Raw genomic sequence first — 18,196 nt, forward strand, 5'->3', positions numbered from 1 at the left:
TTTTAATATCCAGTAGTGGTCCGGTCTTTATAATTAGGTTAGCAGATTTTGTCAGTAAAAGGTGCATGTTACTAACTACGTTGGGTTCGCAATCAGATAGATAATATACTTTATTGTTTTCTTTATCTCTTCTAGATGGGTCTACATATAACCAATTGTAAGTTTTTGAGGTCTTCTCTAAAAAGGCTAATCCATCTTCAGGTATACATGTAATATTTAATGCCCCCATTTTTCCAAAATTGTATTTGGCAATTTGGGATAGTCCTTTGTTCTTTTCGATATGGGTAACTTGTTCTACCTTCTTGGAGAATGCGTATGAATCTACCCCAAAACCACCGGTGATATCAATTAGAGATTCGCCGGCAATAATTTTGGCTTTATAATTTGCCGTAATCTCTGATGATGTTTGTGAAAGATTTAGTTTGTTGGGGTAATATATATTATTGGTATTGTACCATTTGGGTAATTTTGTTTTAGCCTTAACTTTTGATTCAATTTGTTCAACTAGCTCTTTCTGGGTTACGTTTATAAACCTGGGTTTTGATAAAATAATTTTATGAACATCGGTCTTAAGATTATCATCAATAAACTTCTGTACTTCATTGTTTAAAATATCTATATTCACGAATATTTAAAGATTATGGGTCAATGATTTTACAATTTGGTTATCGGACAGGAATTCTTTTAAAATTACTTTAAGTGCCGTATAGCCGGGTACGGCTACGATCATTCCTACGGTACCAAATAACAGACCGGCAATAATGATTACCAAGAAAATTTCTAGAGGATGAGACTTTACGCTATTTGAAAAAATAAACGGCTGAGAGAAAAAATTATCTACTAATTGCCCAATCAGTAGCCCTATGAATACATAGCCCGTTTTTGGTAAAATTACTTCACTAAAATCTGATCCTAGATTGCTGGTCATGGTCAATGTCAGCATTATAACACCACCTATTATTGGTCCTATATAAGGTATAATGTTAAAAAGTGCGCAAAGAAATGCAATTACTACCGCATTCTCAATACCAACTATTAATAGCACTATGGTATAGATAACAAATAGAATAAAAATTTGAAGCAGTAGGCCAACAAAGTATCTTGACAACAATCCGTTTATCTTGCTAATGGAATTGGTAGTTCCTTTCTTTTTATCAATAGGAACAAATATTAATAACCCGTGTTCAAATAATTTGCTGTCCTTTAAAAAGAAAAAAGAAATGAAAAGAACTGAAAATAAACCAATACTTGCCGTACTCAATATATTTAAAAAAGAATTTAAAAAATTTGGAATAAAGCCTATATCCAAACCTTGTAATATATTTTGTTCTAATCCAGAATCATCAATTACATCTTCTACTATATGCGATGAAAGTCCAAGGTAATTCGTGATTTGATGGTATAATGTATTTAAGCTGGTTTGTAGTTCATCAATATCAAGTAACGAAAGGTTTTTACCTTGTTCTGTTAATAATGGAATAAACAAAGCTACAATACCTACCAATACACCTACCATTAAAAGCATGGTAATAATAACTGCAAGTATATTTGGCAGTTTTAGGCGCAATCTAAAAAAACGTACCAATGGGCTGCCTATTAGTGCCGTTACGGCGGCAATTGCTAAATATGCTATTACAGATTGTATTGTATATAAAAAATATAATAAAAGGGCTATACCCACTAATACAGCTATAGCTCTTAGTATGCCTTGCGAAATAGTTTTTGAAGTCATTGATCAATTTTTAAAGGCATAAGTTATAATATTCGCTCCCATTTGTAACGCTTTTTTTCTTAATTCTGCCGGATCGTTATGTACTGTAGGGTCTTCCCAGCCGTCACCTAAATCAGATTCTGACGTAAATAATAAAATGACTCTATTGTTTTTTGAAATGGCGAATGCCTGTGGTCTTTGACCATCATGTTCATGAATTTTAGGAAGTCCTTTTGGGAAGGAATATGTGTTTTTGAATATTTGATGATCAGCACCTAGCTCCTCTAATTCCATATCTGGAAAAAGCCTTTTTATTTCTCTTGTTACATACGGTTTCATTCCATAATTATCATCGATATGTAAAAATCCACCGGATAGAAGGTAATTTCTTAAGTTTTCTAGTTCCTGATCAGAAAACACAACATTACCATGCCCTGTCATATGTAAAAATGGATATTGAAAAATGGAGCTGCTGCCAACTTCTACCGTTTTTGGTTTATTGATTAAGGTGGTGCCAATATTATCGTTACAAAATTTTATCAAATTTGGTAGTGCCGTTGGGTTTGCATACCAATCACCACCACCTTGATATTTTAAAATTGCTATTTCTTGTGATCTTAAGTTAAGGCAAGTAAACGTAACCGTAAGTATAAGATAGATAGTAAGGTTTTTCATTTTATTTCGAATAATAAAATATAATCACATTATTATGATTGATAAAAAGATTTGTGTTTCTATATTTTTAATAGTTGGTTTATTGTTGTCAACCATTATTTGGGCTCAATCGAGTAAAGATAATAAAGTTGATGCTGCATTGTTTTCTGAACAACCGGAAAAATTAAGTAAAGGTATTGTAGTGCTTGAGCTTTTTACCTCTCAGGGTTGTTCCAGTTGTCCGCCTGCTGATGAATTGTTGCAAGAAGTTAAGATGACTTATCCTGATAATGTGTTCGTGCTTAGTTACCATGTTGATTATTGGAACTACATAGGTTGGGAGGATCCATTTAGTAAAAAAGAGTTTACGGAACGGCAAAGCAGTTACAATAAAAAGTTTGGTTATAACGGAAACTATACACCTGAATTAGTGGTCAATGGAAAAGGACATTTGGTAGGTTCTCATAAAGCTAAAGTTGTTAATGCCATTAAAAAGTATTTTACTACAACATCGGAGAGCCAAATTCTAATTAAAAATTTTAAGCGACAAGAGAATCAAATATATTTTGATTATAATATTATTGGTAATACATCGGCTAAAACCGTGAGAGCTGTTCTGTTATTAAAAGAAAGAAACACACAGGTGAATAGGGGAGAGAACAGGCAAAAAACTTTAGTGGACACAAATATTGTTATTACCGAAAAGACTATTGATATTAATGATGATAATCCTTTTGGTTCATTGGCTGTTCCTTCAATTGTTAAAGAAGGAGAAGAACTTGTTTTAATGTTAATAGTGGAAAATGCAAGAGGCGATATTCTGGGCGCCGTAAAAAAGGATTTTTAAAGTTACCCATTGTTTATTGTTGCAACAATAGAACAGGCTACAATTGCGGCGGTTTCTGTCCTTAATCTTGTTTTGCCCATGGCAACAGGGGCATAGCCTTTCTGCATGGCATTTTTAATTTCTTCTGGAGAGAAGTCACCTTCTGGCCCAATTAAAATTGTAACATCTTTATCTGCGGCTACCCTTCTTTTAAGCTCGTGGCGCTCCGTATCTTCACAATGGGCTATAAATTGCAGTTCTGTCATTGGTATTTCTAAAAATTCCGAAAAGCTAATGGGTTCGTTTAATTTAGGTAAATACGTTTGCAACGATTGTTTCATGGCAGATTCTATTACTCGCTGCATTCGTTCTAACTTTATGACTTTGCGTTCTGATCTTTCGCAAATGATAGGCGTAATTTCGTCAATACCGATTTCCGTGGCTTTTTCTAAAAACCACTCAAACCGATCGTTCATTTTTGTAGGTGCTACAGCTATATGTAGCCAATGAGATTTTGGGTGGGTTTTCTTAGATGATACAAGCTCTACTTCACATTTTTTTAAATTATCTCCAATTATTTTTGCTTCAAATAAATAACCATTGCCATTGGTGATCCATAATTGATCGCCATTTCTTTTTCTCAACACTTTAATGATATGTTTGCTTTCATTGCTGTCGAAAATGAAAGTTGTATCAGTGGCCGTGATGTTTGGGTTGTAAAATAATTGCATGTGGGTCGTTTTTAACTAGGATATAACGTACCTCGCTTTAGCCGTAATATCTTGCTTGGAAAATTTCTCGTTCTTAAATTTATAATAGCCTACAATACCGATCATGGCAGCGTTGTCCGTACAGTATTCAAATTTTGGAATATAGGTTTTCCATCCAAATTTTGCTTGTGCTTCAACTAATGCATTTCTAATACCGGAGTTAGCAGAAACCCCGCCGCCAATAGCAACTTCTTTAATGCCAGTTTGTTTTACTGCTTTTTTAAGTTTTTTCATCAATATAGTTATAATCGTATATTGGATTGATGCACAAATATCTTCCAAATTGTTCTTGACAAAAACAGGGTTTTCTTTTGTTTGTTTTTGAATAAAATATAGGATATTGGTCTTTAAGCCGCTAAAGCTAAAATCTAAATCTTTAACATTGGGTATGGTAAATTCAAATTTGTGAGGGTCGCCCTTAACCGCGTGCTTATCAATTAATGGGCCGCCGGGGTAGGGCAGTCCTAAAATTTTAGCGCTCTTATCAAATGCTTCGCCAACGGCATCATCCAAAGTTTGTCCAATAATTTTCATATCAAAGAAATCGTTCACCTGAACAACTTGTGTGTGCCCTCCACTTATGGTCAATGCCAAAAAAGGAAAAGACGGTGCCGTCATACTTTCGTCATCTATAAAATGAGCTAAAATATGGGCTTTCATGTGGTTAACTTCAATTAGCGGTATATCTAAACCTAAGGATAAAGATTTTGCGAATGAGGTGCCAACAAGTAATGAACCCATAAGTCCTGGTCCGCGTGTAAATGCTATGGCTGATAATTGTTTTTTATCGATATTTGCTTTGGCTATTGCTTGATGAACGACTGGGACAATATTTTGTTGATGTGCTCTAGAGGCAAGTTCTGGTACAACCCCTCCATATTCTTCGTGAATAGCCTGGGTGGCCACAACATTACTGAGCACCTTATCGTTCTTTAAAACTGCCGCAGAAGTGTCGTCACAAGAAGATTCTATAGCAAGTATATAAATTGGATCGGGTTCAGGCATAATTGGAATAAAATTTGAATAACAAAGGTAAAACATAAAGACCTATCAAAAAACTGAGAAAAATATTGGTTAGAACATTATTGGTGCTTTTGCTGATATGTGTTTTGGGTACCATCATTTTTTCCCTGCCAGTGGTACAGACCTTGTTGGCACAGTTTGCTACGAAAAAAATTAACGATCAATATGGTACACATATCAATATAGAACGTCTAAAGGTTTCCTTAATTTCTTGGAATACGGGACTAGAGGGTGTTTTTATAGAAGATTATAAGCAAGATACTTTGTTTTATGTCAATGAGCTTAAGACCTCTATTTTGAGTATAGGTAATTTGGTTCAGGGAAATTTGGAATTTGGGGATATTGAGGTAGATGAATTAAATTTTAAGCTAAAAACATATTTTGGCGAAAAGAATACGAATCTTGAGGTTTTTGTTGATAAACTAGATGATGGTAAATCCAGAGCGCCCGGTACGCCGCCTTTTAGGTTGTCTTCTTCATATGTAGATATTGAGAAAAGCAGGTTTAAATATATCGATGAAAATCTAAATAACGCCACTGTTTTAAACTTTGACAGTCTTAATATCAATGCCGGCAATTTTTTAATTCTTGGCCCTGAGGTATCTGCAGATATTCAGGAGATGTCCTTTTTTAGTAAACGAGGGTTAAAGGTAAATAAGTTGGCAACGAACTTTAAGTATACAAAGCAACAAATGCGCTTTGATTCTTTGAAGATAAAAACGCCACTTTCCGCTCTAGATGGCAACTTGGTTTTTAATTACAACCGAGAAGATTTTGCCGATTTTTTAAATAAGGTAAATGTTGTTGCTGAGTTTAAGGAATCCAAGGTGGGTTTTGATGAAATTAATTTACTCTATAATGAATTTGGTAAGGGTAAAGAAGTAACCTTTAATGCCAACGTTAACGGAGTTTTAAATGATTTAAATACGGATAATCTTTTTTTGTTTTCTGACGATACAGGTATACGTGGTAATTTCAATTTCAAAAACCTTTTCAATAAGCAAAAACCGTTTAGCCTAAGTGCTGACATGAAAAATGTAACTAGCAGTTACTACCAATTAAATGCCTTATTGCCCAATTTAATAGGTAAATCATTGCCGTCTACTTTTAGCAAATTGGGGCAATTTACAATTCGTGGTAATGCGTTTGTTACCAATTCGTCCGTTGATGCAAAAGTAAACCTCAATACTGCAGTGGGCAGTAGTTATGCGGATATTGTTCTAAGTGATTTTAATAATATTGATAACGCTACTTATAAAGGGTTTATATCTTTAATAGATTTTGACCTAGGGGACTTTGCCGAAAATAAAAACTTAGGAAAAACAACCCTGGATTTTAATGTTGAGGGAAAGGGATTTGTTAAGGAAAAATTGAATACAGAGGTCATAGGGCAAATCTACTCCATTGAATTCAATAATTATAACTATCAGGATTTGCGAGTATCAGGTATTATAAAAGATCAGCTGTTCGATGGTTCGTTGATTAGTAATGACGAAAATTTTAAATTTGATTTTAAAGGACTTGCCAACGTTGCCGAAACCCGGAACAATTTCAATTTTATAGCTTCTGTGGACTATGCGGATTTAAAAAAATTGAACTTTATCAATGATAGTGTTTCGGTGTTCAAGGGTAATGTAAGTATGGATATTACGGGTACTACCTTAGATAATATTGTTGGTGATATAAATTTTACCCAAACAAGTTATCAAAATGTCAACGATACCTATTATTTTGAAGATTTCGCGGTAACATCAAACTTTGGCGAAGATCGCGAGCGCACTATAAATATAAATTCTCCTGATATAATTACGGGGTTTATGAAAGGGAATTTTAAGGTGCGGGAATTGGGTAGACTTGTGCAGAATTCTTTGGGAAGTATTTATACTAATTATAGGCCTTTTCAAATATCCAACGGCCAGAATCTTTCTTTTAATTTTAAAATATATAACAAAATTGTTGACGTATTCTTTCCTGAAGTTCGTTTTGATCCCAACACTTTTATAAAGGGAAATATAGTTGCGGATGAAGGTGATTTTAAGCTCAATTTTGCATCACCAAGTATAGAGGCCTTTGGTACGGCTGCAGATAGTATTGAGGTAAGGATAGATAATAAGAATCCCCTGTTCAATACATTTGTCTCGGTCGGTGAATTAGATACGCCTTATTACAATTTTAAAGATTTTAACCTGATCAATACCACCTTAAAGGATACTTTGTTCTTTAGGTCAGAGTTTAAGGGGGGTAGTGAGTTTAATGATTCCTATAATCTAAACTTTTACCATACGTTTAATAAGGATAATAAATCTGTAATAGGCCTTAAAACTTCAGATGTCAATTTTAAAGGCAACAAATGGGTATTGAACAAAGATGGGGATACCAAGAACAAAGTCATACTAAATAGGTCACTGGATAGCATTATGATTCAGGAAATTGTAATGAACAATGAAGAAAAAGAGCAGATTCGTTTAAAGGGACAATTGGCAGATTCTACTTATAAAGATTTACAGCTGCAATTTAAAATTGTATCCTTGGATAAGATCACGCCTGTTATAGATAGCTTAAAATTACAAGGTGAAGTCAATGGTACGTTGAATGTTTTACAAAAGGACGGAATCTATTTACCTTCATCTAATTTAAATATTGATCAATTTGGTATTAATAATATTCCGCTAGGTGATTTGGCAATTAATATTATCGGTAATAAAGACTTAACGGAGTTTCAGGTAAATTCTCAGCTATCGGATAATAGCGTAGAAAAATTTAGTGTCGTAGGTAGTATTGAAAATAAGGGAGAAATACCAAAAGCAAACTTAATCGCTAATTTTAATGATTTTGGGTTAGAGCCCTTTAGCCCCTTAGGAGAAGGTGTTATTGATAATATTAGGGGTAATATTGACGGTAGGGTAAAAATAGATGGTAATGTAGATAACCCCAATTTTAATGGTTTATTGACTTTGGATAATGCCGGTATTGCCGTGCCTTATTTAAATGTTGATTATGGTTTTGCTCCACGTTCAAGGGTAGTGCTGGAAAATCAAACATTTGATTTTGAAAATATAGCGTTGCAGGACGTAGCTAAAGGCACTCGCGCAAATTTAGACGGTACCATTACCCATAGTTTTTTTAAGGATTGGGTCTTAGATCTTAATGTAGATACCAAAAATGATAAATTCTTAATACTTAATACGGAGTTTAAAGAGGGAGAATTGTATTATGGTACTGGTTATTTGAATGGAACGGGGCGTATTTATGGTCCAACTACGGCGTTGAACATTACGGTCGATGGATCTACGGCAAAGGGCACATCACTTAAAATACCTTTAAGTGACGTGGTAAGTGTAGGAGATTATTCTTTCATTAATTTTTTGGAAAAGAAAGATAAGTTAAGAATTGAAAACCAGCGGCAACTAAAAGACTATCAGGGTCTTGAACTAGAGTTTAACCTTGATGTAACGCCCGATGCCGAAGTTGAAATTGTAACCGATACCAAAACAGGTAGTTCCTTAAAAGGTACTGGTGTAGGTATTATTTTAATACAGATCAACACTAATGGTAAATTTGAGATGTATGGTGATTATGTAGTTGTAACGGGTGAATTCAATTATAAGTTTGGTGGTATCATAGATAAGAAATTTACAGTAGAGCCTGGTGGTACTATTAACTGGGATCAAAAACCTTTAGAGGCAATTTTGGATATGGAAGCGGTATATTCGTTAAATGCAAACCCGGCCCCTTTGCTTGATGATGCCGGATTTACAAGAAGGATTCCTACTGATGTAATTATAAGCCTTACGGGGCAACTACAAAAACCGGATATTGATTTTGGTATTGATTTTCCAGGTACAAATTCTATAGTAAAATCAGAACTGGAATATCGTCTTCAAGATCCCACGGTAGAAGAAAAGAATGCAATATTTCTTTTGGCACAGGGAACTTTCGTAAACTCCCAAAGTGGTATTAACCAGCAGGCAATAACAGGTAATTTGGTCCAAAGCGCATCAAGTATTTTAAATTCCATATTAAGTGGGGGTAACGATAAGTTTAATCTTGGTCTATCTTATGAGCAAGGTATATTGGATCGATCGGCAGATATAGAAACAGATGATAGAATAGGGGTAACGGTATCCACCCAAATATCGGATAGGATACTGTTCAACGGTAAAGTAGGGGTGCCGGTTGGTGCATCTAGTGAAACATTGGTTGCCGGCGATTTTGAAATTCAGGTATTGCTGAACGAAGAGGGTACCCTAAGTGCCAATTTTTTTAGTAGACAAAGTGAAATACAGGCTTACTTATCCGATCAACAAGGTTCTACACAGGGTGCCGGTATTTCTTATGAGGTAGATTTTAATAATTTTAGGGAACTTTTTCAGAAAATTTTAGCTACTAAGCCAAAAGTAGAGGAAGAACCTGTAAAGATAATTGAAACACCATCTTCCGTAATGGGCAACGACAGCCTTATTCGTTTTTACGATAAGCCCAAATCATTGAAATGATAATCGAATTCTTCTACTTTTGTGAATAAATAACAAATTTTAATAATTTGATTATGAATATGTTAAAGCGAAATCCTTTTCGTTGATTTTTTCTTAAAATGCGACTGAGTTTTATTCCTATTTAGACTTAGATTTCTTAATTTCGTTGGCTTAAATTTTTCCATGTCTTCAGAAATAAAAAAAATAGCAGTACTGACTTCAGGAGGTGATTCACCAGGTATGAACGCCGCCATAAGATCAGTTGTTCGTACGTGTGCCTACATGAAGGTAGATTGCGTTGCGGTCTATAGAGGGTACCAAGGTATGATAGAGGGGGATTTTAAACCCATGGACGCACGTAGCGTAAATAACATTATTAATAAGGGAGGAACCATTTTGAAATCTGCCCGTTGCGATGATTTCAGGACTCCAGAAGGTCGTAAAACAGCTCATGATCAGCTTGTTAAGGCGGGTATTGACGCGTATGTGGTTATTGGTGGTGATGGTAGCTTTACAGGTGCCATGATTTTCAACAGGGAATATAATTTTCCAGTAATCGGTATTCCCGGTACTATTGATAATGATATTTTCGGTACCACGTTTACGCTAGGTTTTGATACGGCATTGAATACTGTTGTAGAGTGTATCGATAAAATTAGGGATACGGCAAGTTCACATAACAGACTGTTCTTCGTAGAGGTAATGGGTAGGGATGTTGGGCATATTGCCCTTAACGCCGGCGTTGGAGCAGGAGCTGAGGAAATTTTGATTCCGGAAGAAAACTTAGGATTGGACAGGTTGCTGGAGTCTTTAAAAAGAAGTAAGGAATCTGGTAAGTCGTCAAGTATCGTAATTGTTGCGGAGGGAGACAAGTCTGGTAAGAACGTTTTTGAACTAAAGGAATATGTTGAAGAACACTTGCCCATATATGATGTTCGTGTCTCCGTATTAGGGCATATGCAGCGTGGTGGTGCACCTTCTTGTTATGACCGTGTTCTAGCCAGTAGAATGGGGGTTAAGGCCGTAGAGGCATTATTGGAAGGCAAGACCAATTTAATGGTGGGTATTCAAGACAATAAATTAACATTAACGCCTATCAATAAGGCGATTAAAGGGCATACAAAAATTGATAAGGAGCTTATACGAGTTTCGGAAATAATGACTACATAATATTAAAAATTAAAAATAGAGAAAATGTCAAATTTGAAAATAGGGATTAACGGTTTCGGTAGAATAGGTAGATTAGTGTTCAGAACTACTATTAAACGTGGTGATGTTGATGTAGTTGCTATCAACGACTTGTTAGATGTTGAGCACTTGGCTTATTTATTAAAGTACGATTCAGTTCACGGTAAATTCGATGGTACTGTTGAGGTTGAAGATGGTCAATTGATCGTAAATGGTAAGACAGTGCGTATTACAGCAGAAAGAGATCCTAAAAATATTAAGTGGGATGCTGTTGGTGCGGACACCGTTGCAGAATGTACAGGTATTTTTACAACCTTGGAAACGGCTCAATACCATATTGATGGTGGTGCTAAAAAAGTAGTTATTTCTGCTCCTTCTAAAGATGCTCCAATGTTCGTAGTTGGTGTAAACCACAAAGATGTAAAAGCAAATGATACTATAGTTTCCAATGCTTCTTGTACTACAAACTGTTTAGCGCCATTGGCTAAAGTTGTTAATGATAACTTTGGTATAGAAGAAGCTTTAATGACAACGGTACACGCGACTACTGCTACACAAATGACTGTTGACGGACCTTCTAAGAAAGATTGGAGAGGTGGTAGAAGTGCTATGTTGAACATTATACCTGCATCTACAGGTGCAGCTGTTGCCGTGACCAAAGTTATTCCTTCGTTAAAAGGAAAACTTACAGGTATGGCCTTTAGAGTGCCAACTGCAGATGTATCTGTGGTAGATTTGACCGTAAAAGTTAAAAAGGAAACATCTTTAGATGAAATTAAAAAAGCTTTTAAAGCTGCTTCTGAAGGTGAATTAAAAGGTGTGTTGGGGTATACTGAGGAAAGTGTTGTTTCTCAAGATTTTATTGGTGATCCAAGAACTAGTATTTTTGATGCAGGTGCTTGTATTGAGTTGAACCCAGGTTTTTTTAAGTTGATTTCATGGTATGATAACGAAGCTGGTTTTTCCAATAAAATGGTAGACCTTATGCAACACGTAAATACCTTATAACCTTCATTTTAGTATAACATAGATATATCCTGAAAATGAGGCGGTTTTTCCTTATTTTCAGGATTATTTTTTAAAGACATTCGGTATATGATTTTAATAGTAGATAGTGGTGCAACTAAGTCTGATTGGATTGCATTGGACGAAAATGGCGAACAACTTTTTTTAACACAAACTTTAGGCTTAAGTCCGGAAGTATTGACAAAAGATGTTATTGAAGATCGTTTAGCGAATAATTTTGAAATTTCTAAAAATAGAGAAAAGGTAACCCATCTTTATTTTTACGGTGCAGGTTGTGGAACCGATCGTATGAAGTCTTTCTTAAAAGCTATTTTTAAAGACTTTTTTCCTAATGCAAAAGCAGATGTAAAAGAAGATACGTATGCGGCTATTTTTGCAACGACTAAAGTTGGCCATCAAGGTATTGTCTGTATTTTAGGTACAGGTTCTAATTGTAGTTACTATGATGGTAACCAATTATTTCAAAAAGTGACCTCATTGGGTTACATACCTATGGATGACGGAAGTGGAAACTTTTTTGGGCGTAAGTTGATCCGTGACTACTATTTTCATAAAATGCCGGCAGATTTGGCACATAAATTTGCGAAACAACATGATTTGGATCCAGATGTTATAAAGGAAAATTTGTATAAGCAGCCCAATCCAAATACGTATTTGGCAACCTTTGCCCGTTTCTTGATCGAAAATAAAGATCACCCGTATTCTAAAGGAGTTATAGATAAAGGCTTTCAGCAATTCATTAATAATTATGTAATGCAGTTTGAGCTTGCTACAAAAGTGCCGATTAATTTTGTAGGAAGTGTTGCGTATTACTTAAGAGAAGAATTGACTTCCGTACTTTTAAGAAACGATTTAATAGTGGGTGTAATTCGACAAAAACCTATAGAAGGTCTTGTGGAATTTCATAAAGCGAATATGTAAACCATTATTTTACGGCAATCATAGAAATTTCAACATTTACGAACTTAGGTAAGTTTGCAACTTCTACGGTTTCTCTTGCTGGTGCGGTATCAGCATTAAAGTAAGAAGCATATACCTCGTTAACTTCCGTAAATTGATTCATGTCACTAAGGAAAATCGAGGACTTAACAACATTTTCAAAGGTCATTTCAGCTTCGGTTAAAATGGCCTTTAAATTTTCCATAGATTGTTTTGTTTCAAGCTTAATATCTCCAGAAACCAATTCTCCTGTTTTGGGGTCTAAGGGTATCTGTCCTGATATATATAATGTTCCGTTACTTAATGTTGCCTGATTGTAAGGTCCAATAGGAGCTGGAGCGTTTTCGGTATTTATTATTTTCTTCATGCTAGCTAAATTTAGAGTTAGTTTTGACTTCGGTTTTCCCACTTAAGATCTTTAAGTATAGATGAATCTATACCTATAAAGAAATACCATCTTTTATAGGTTCCAAAAGGCGTCCAATTAAAGCGCATGGTAAAACTTTTCAAATCTCTTTGAAAACGAAGTTGGGTAAGGGTAAAACCTTGGTTTTTAAAGTCGTAACCGGATGAGCCGCCAACAGACCATCTTGGTGCTAATTCAATATCTCCCGAGAACATAAGTGAATGACTGCTAAATTCACTTTGTCTTGCAGAATTGCTATAGTTGGCCGAGTATGCCAATCTAAAGTTCCAAGGAATTTTTGTTCCAAAAATGGGGTTTTCTACATCTGCATCTTTTTCGTCCCTTCTTACGGGATTAGCGTTAAAGTCATCTGCCCTACCAAATAGGTCGTCTTCTCTACCACCACTTTGTGCCACATAATCGAAAGGGTCTAACTCTTCTTCTTCGTCCCTATTTTTATCGTCTTTTTTGCCGAACATTTCGCTGCTTATGGCGTATGATATATTCGCATTTGCCCTTGTAAGTCTAAACAAGCTTCCACCGTTATCGATATTCCAAGTATCAATTCTTCTTCCATTGTTGTCAATGGCATAGGGGTCAAGCCCTGCAGAGAAGTTAATGGACATTTTGTTGTCAAGTATATTGGTACCTCCGTTTATACTAAGCGGATTCAGTTTCAATGAGTCCGATTCAAAATTATATCCACTTGAAATATTGAAATTGCTTAATAGGGATATTTTTTTAGGTTCAACCTTAGTGGAATCTTTGTCCCTAACCTTTGCTTCTAGTGTGTTGGCCAAAGAAAAGCTTAAATTATTAGATTTTCCTAAGGACGGTGCACCGTTAAGTGTACCTTGAAAACGGCTATATTGAACTTCAACATCATCTCCTATTAAATACTCATCATAAAACTGTTCAAAAGAAGGGGCGTAACCATAGCTTAAAGATGGTCTCATGGTGTGCCTGATCGCTTGAATCTTTTTGTCTTCTCCAAAATTAAACGTTCCGTACAGAGTAGTACCTACACTGGCGCTAAAATTATAGGTGTTGTACCTGTCAAAACCACTTACGGTATCAATGACAACTTCTTCCAATTCATTGTCATAACTTCTGTTATAGGTTTCCAGTGCCCAAACATCTTCATAACTTCCGCCCATACTTACACTAAAAAATTTTGCTACTTTAAAATTTGTGGCTACCGGTATACTATGGCTTACTCCTGCACGGGCATTATCGAACATTTTTGTGGTCAAAAAATCTTCGTCGTTCGTGGTCAACCTGTTCTGTGCGTTTACATTATATTGAAAGTTGATGTTGTCTATAATCCCTTTTTTTATTCCATCTCGTTTTACAAACGGATATATACGCTCTACACTTGCCTGAAAGGTAGGTAAGGTCATGGTTATATTGTCTGTGTCCGATTCTGTTGCCGTTGCAGAGGTAAGCTGAGAATGGGTAGCGGTTAAACTCATGTTCACCGATGGGTAATTGGGGAACGTTTTAGAATATGATATAGATGATGATAAAGTGTTGTTTTGCGTGTTAGGTAAATTTCGTTGTTGCAAGGAATTTCTATAATATTCACTACTACCCAGGTTTACAGATGCCGAGAATCTTGAATTGGGACTCGATTTTGTATCCTGCGAATGAGAAAATTGAATGTTGTAATTTCTGGATAGGCTATAATCACTAAATCCTTTTTGACTGGTTACCTGGTTCTCGAACCTTAAGTTGATATTACCTCTGTATTTATATCGTTTGGTATAAATAGATGCTGTTCTAAAGGCATAACTGCCATTGGTATAAAAATCTCCGGATAGGGTTATATCTGCATAGTCGCCCAGCGGAACATAGTATCCCATATCCTGAAGGAAATAACCTGTATTGGGGTCATTACCGAACGAAGGCATCAATACCCCTGCCGATCTGCCCTGAGAAAGTGGAAAATAAGCAAACGGCATGGCAATAGGCGTAGGTACATCTGCAATATATAAATTACTGAAACCGGCAATTACTTTTTTCTTGGGTACAAATTTTGCCTTTCTGACCCTGATATAATAATCTGGATTTATAGTATCCGTTGATGTGGTAAGTTTTCCTTCGCTTAAAAAGTAAACCGAGTCATTTTCTTTTTTGGTAATTTCTGCATAAACCTTCATTGCATCACTGCCCAAGGCACCGGCAGCAGCCTGTTGTTCCGTTCGGGAATTCCAGATCAATGCTTTTTGTGTATCGAAATTAAATCGAATAGAATCTGGTATTACAATGTTTTCCCCCTGTTTAAAATAAGGTAATTGCGTATAATTGCCCAAAGAATCTACCATTCTACCGGCATAGACTTCATTTTTTATATAATCCATTATAATGATACCGGCCTTTAATTCTGTATCTTGATAGTAGATTTCTGCTTCGTTATAGAGGTATATCTTATTTTCTTTTTGACTTAATTTTACGTAATCTTTGGCTTTGTACGTTATCTTGTCTAATAGTAAAGGGGGCTTTCGGTTCAATGAATCTGCAGCTAGGGAATCGTTTGCTATAGAGTCTTTTATAGCGCTTGGCGGAAATAATGGCGCTATTATTGTATCTCTTTCAGCTTTTATATTGAGCGGAGTGATTTTTCCTTCTTGACCGATGGCAAAAAAACCACAGACAACAACCATGAATAGGAAAAGTAAGTATTGTTTGTTTGATTGCAAGGCTATATATCCTATTTTTGTAAAGGTTTGGCGGTCCAATGAGCCGTTATTTGAGATGTCAAACTTACATATATTTTTTAATCTGTATGTAGGGTCTTACAATAAATTTAACCATTATAAGGGCGATAAAATCCCTAATACTTATGAAAATTAAACTCTTTAGCATTTCTTTATTTTTAACTACAGCGTTATTACTTCTGTCTTTTAAGGGTCCTGGCGAAGAAATTCAATCAGATGATCCATTTATAGTTGTTCTTGATGCAGGGCATGGTGGGCACGACCCCGGTAATTTAGGTAATGGCTATCTAGAGAAAAAAATAGCCTTGAACATTGTTTTAAAAGTGGGAGAAATTCTTTCAAAGAACAAGGATATAAAAGTTATTTACACACGAAAGGACGATACTTTTATAGATTTATATGTAAGGGGTGAAGTTGCAAATAAAGCCAATGCGGACCTGTTCGTATCTGTGCATTGTGATTCTCATACCTCAGATGCCCATGGTGCTGGTACTTTTGTATTAGGTCTACATGCCAACAAACAAAATTTTGAAATTGCCAAGAAAGAAAACTCGGTAATCTACTTAGAGGATAATTATGAGAACAGATATGCGGATTATGACATTAATTCACCTGAATCCGTTATAGGTCTTACCATAATGCAAGAAGAATTTTTAGATCAAAGTGTGGCATTGGCTTCAATGATCCAAGAAAATTTCTCCAAGAAACTTAAAAGAACGGACAGAAAGGTAAAGCAGGCAGGCTTTATAGTATTGCATCAAACTTTTATGCCAAGTGTTCTGGTTGAAACAGGATTTTTGACCAATAAAGGTGAAGGTGCCTATTTAAATTCTACAAAAGGCCAGAATGAAATGGGAGATGCCATAGCTAAGGCAATTTTACATTACAAAGAAGGTGTTCAGCCAGCTTCGTTAAATGTAGCGCCAACAGTAACAAAACCTACTGTGCCTCCTGTTAAAGAAGAAGTTGTTGAAAAGGTAGAAGAGAAAAAAGAAGCTGTTGTTGAGCCGATCACGGAAGTTGTGGCCAAAGTTGATGAGCCAAAGGAAATTGAAACTACACTTGAAAAAGGAACCGTAGATGAAGTGGTGGAAGTGCCGGTTGTGAAGGTAAAAGAAGCAATAGACGACAAAGAAGTGGCAAATTCCATTGTTTTTAAGATTCAATTGATGGCAAGCAGTAAGAACGTTCCACTTAATTCCGGTAATTTTAAAGGATTGTCTAACTTATCTCAGGAGCCGTATAAAAATTTGTATCGTTATATGTATGGAGAGACAAGGTCATATAGAGAGGCAAAAATGATGCAGAACCAAGCTCAGGAAAAAGGGTATAAAACTGCTTATATTGTCGCTTATAAGCTAGGAGAGAGAATTCCAATTCAAAACGCAATTGACGAGGTTTCTAATTTTAGACCATAAAGTGTAAATTTTATTCATAATTTTGAGAGGACTTAAAATAAATTTGCTTGAAACTATCTAGAGAATTAAAAACAGGAATTATCGTTATTGGTGGCCTACTATTGTTCATTATGGGGTTCAGCTATTTGAAGTCTACCCCTATTTTTGATAATAGTAAAACCTTTTTTGCTATCTATCCTAATGTTGGTGGCTTACAATCTGGTACAACGGTTTCTATAAACGGCTTTAGTGTAGGTAAGGTCAATGATATTAAATTTTTAGATGAGAAAGGAAATTTATTGGTAACGTTTACGGTTGGCAATGAATTCAAATTTTCTAGAAACAGTACGGTTGAGCTTTATGATACCGGTATTATTGGTGGTAAGGGCTTGCAAATTAAACCAATTTTTGATGAAGCTTTGGCACAATCTGGAGATACGTTGCCTACAGAAACAAGACCGGGTATTACTGACTTGGCACAGCAAAAACTAAATCCGTTGGTACGTAAGGTTGAATCTGCCATATCTGATGCAGATTCTGTTTTGGTCAATGTTAATTCTGTTTTGGATGAAAAAACTAAAAAAGAATTGAAAGAGGTTGTTGGAGGTCTAAATACATTGATTACCAGTCTTAACGGTAGTGCTACTCAGTTAAATTCTGTTTTAGATGTAAATAAGGATAAATTGAATAATTCCTTTGAGAATTTTGAGCAGTTGACCGCTAATTTTGCAAAACTTTCAGATTCGTTAAACTCGGCAGGATTAGGCAGAACCCTGGCTAGTTTGGAATCTACTATGGCTAGTTTGGACCAGGTTACTGAAAAAATAGAAAATGGTGATGGCTCACTTGGATTGCTTATGAACGATAAGGAACTGTATGATAACTTAAATAATGCATCACGTGAGTTGGATTTACTGTTGCAAGATTTTCGTTTAAACCCAAAAAGGTATGTTAATGTTTCTGTTTTTGGTAAAAAGCAGAAAGAGTATGAGTTGCCAGAAAATGATCCAGCAACAAATGCTATAGAAAACTAAATAACATCGTGGCGTGTCTGCGAGAAATTG

Annotated in this window: 13 protein-coding genes and 1 pseudogene; 7 read left to right on the forward strand and 7 right to left on the reverse strand. The window is 35.5% G+C overall.

Annotated elements, in window-relative coordinates; genetic code table 11:
* The 3 genes and pseudogenes from QZ657_RS12855 to QZ657_RS12865 form a co-directional block, all read right to left on the reverse strand.
* Nucleotides 1-625: pseudogene (locus QZ657_RS12855) on the reverse strand (class I SAM-dependent methyltransferase); the annotation flags it as partial.
* A 6-nt stretch (nucleotides 626-631) separates the two neighbouring features.
* Nucleotides 632-1,732 (reverse strand): AI-2E family transporter, encoded by a 1,101-nt coding sequence (locus tag QZ657_RS12860; RefSeq protein ID WP_291967340.1) that lies wholly within the window; start codon nucleotides 1,730-1,732, stop codon nucleotides 632-634.
* Between the two features lie 3 nt (nucleotides 1,733-1,735).
* Nucleotides 1,736-2,386, reverse strand: coding sequence for a DUF4159 domain-containing protein (locus QZ657_RS12865; RefSeq protein ID WP_291967342.1), 651 nt, complete (start codon nucleotides 2,384-2,386; stop codon nucleotides 1,736-1,738).
* Nucleotides 2,387-2,420: 34 nt separating this feature from the next.
* Here QZ657_RS12865 and QZ657_RS12870 point away from each other — a divergent pair, with 34 nt between their 5' ends.
* Nucleotides 2,421-3,212 (forward strand): DUF1223 domain-containing protein, encoded by a 792-nt coding sequence (locus QZ657_RS12870; protein ID WP_291967344.1) that lies wholly within the window; start codon nucleotides 2,421-2,423, stop codon nucleotides 3,210-3,212.
* Between the two features lie 2 nt (nucleotides 3,213-3,214).
* On the opposite strand, the gene QZ657_RS12875 is transcribed toward QZ657_RS12870, so the two are convergent.
* Complete coding sequence (locus tag QZ657_RS12875) at nucleotides 3,215-3,922, reverse strand: 16S rRNA (uracil(1498)-N(3))-methyltransferase (RefSeq protein ID WP_291967346.1); 708 nt, start codon at nucleotides 3,920-3,922, stop codon at nucleotides 3,215-3,217.
* Nucleotides 3,923-3,937: 15 nt separating this feature from the next.
* Entirely contained in the window at nucleotides 3,938-4,966 is a 1,029-nt protein-coding gene (tsaD, locus tag QZ657_RS12880) for a tRNA (adenosine(37)-N6)-threonylcarbamoyltransferase complex transferase subunit TsaD (RefSeq protein ID WP_291967348.1), read from the reverse strand.
* Between the two features lie 65 nt (nucleotides 4,967-5,031).
* On the opposite strand from tsaD, the gene QZ657_RS12885 reads away from it, so the two are divergent.
* From QZ657_RS12885 to QZ657_RS12900, 4 genes are all read left to right on the forward strand, one after another.
* Entirely contained in the window at nucleotides 5,032-9,480 is a 4,449-nt protein-coding gene (locus QZ657_RS12885) for a translocation/assembly module TamB domain-containing protein (protein WP_291967350.1), read from the forward strand.
* Nucleotides 9,481-9,642: 162 nt separating this feature from the next.
* The gene (pfkA, locus tag QZ657_RS12890; RefSeq protein WP_291967352.1) at nucleotides 9,643-10,629 is read left to right on the forward strand and encodes a 6-phosphofructokinase; all 987 of its coding nucleotides are present in this window, start codon (nucleotides 9,643-9,645) and stop codon (nucleotides 10,627-10,629) included.
* A gap of 24 nt (nucleotides 10,630-10,653) precedes the next feature.
* Nucleotides 10,654-11,655: a type I glyceraldehyde-3-phosphate dehydrogenase gene (gene gap / locus QZ657_RS12895; RefSeq protein ID WP_291967354.1), complete on the forward strand. Its 1,002-nt coding sequence runs from the start codon at nucleotides 10,654-10,656 to the stop codon at nucleotides 11,653-11,655.
* Between the two features lie 87 nt (nucleotides 11,656-11,742).
* The gene (locus QZ657_RS12900; protein WP_276473100.1) at nucleotides 11,743-12,594 is read left to right on the forward strand and encodes an N-acetylglucosamine kinase; all 852 of its coding nucleotides are present in this window, start codon (nucleotides 11,743-11,745) and stop codon (nucleotides 12,592-12,594) included.
* Between the two features lie 4 nt (nucleotides 12,595-12,598).
* Here the strand turns inward: QZ657_RS12900 and QZ657_RS12905 are convergent, their stop codons facing one another.
* Nucleotides 12,599-12,979, reverse strand: a complete 381-nt coding sequence (locus QZ657_RS12905; RefSeq protein WP_291960885.1) for a RidA family protein — start codon at nucleotides 12,977-12,979, stop codon at nucleotides 12,599-12,601.
* A gap of 17 nt (nucleotides 12,980-12,996) precedes the next feature.
* Nucleotides 12,997-15,681 (reverse strand): putative LPS assembly protein LptD, encoded by a 2,685-nt coding sequence (locus tag QZ657_RS12910; RefSeq protein WP_291967356.1) that lies wholly within the window; start codon nucleotides 15,679-15,681, stop codon nucleotides 12,997-12,999.
* A gap of 179 nt (nucleotides 15,682-15,860) precedes the next feature.
* On the opposite strand from QZ657_RS12910, the gene QZ657_RS12915 reads away from it, so the two are divergent.
* Nucleotides 15,861-17,153 carry an N-acetylmuramoyl-L-alanine amidase family protein gene (locus QZ657_RS12915; RefSeq protein WP_291967358.1) on the forward strand — a complete coding sequence of 431 codons (1,293 nt, stop codon included), beginning with the start codon at nucleotides 15,861-15,863 and terminating at the stop codon, nucleotides 17,151-17,153.
* A gap of 47 nt (nucleotides 17,154-17,200) precedes the next feature.
* Nucleotides 17,201-18,166, forward strand: a complete 966-nt coding sequence (locus QZ657_RS12920) for an MlaD family protein (protein ID WP_291967360.1) — start codon at nucleotides 17,201-17,203, stop codon at nucleotides 18,164-18,166.
* Nucleotides 18,167-18,196 lie beyond the last annotated feature (30 nt).

This window comes from Maribacter sp. (assembly GCA_020629415.1).
In the GTDB taxonomy this organism is placed as follows: domain Bacteria; phylum Bacteroidota; class Bacteroidia; order Flavobacteriales; family Flavobacteriaceae; genus Maribacter; species Maribacter huludaoensis.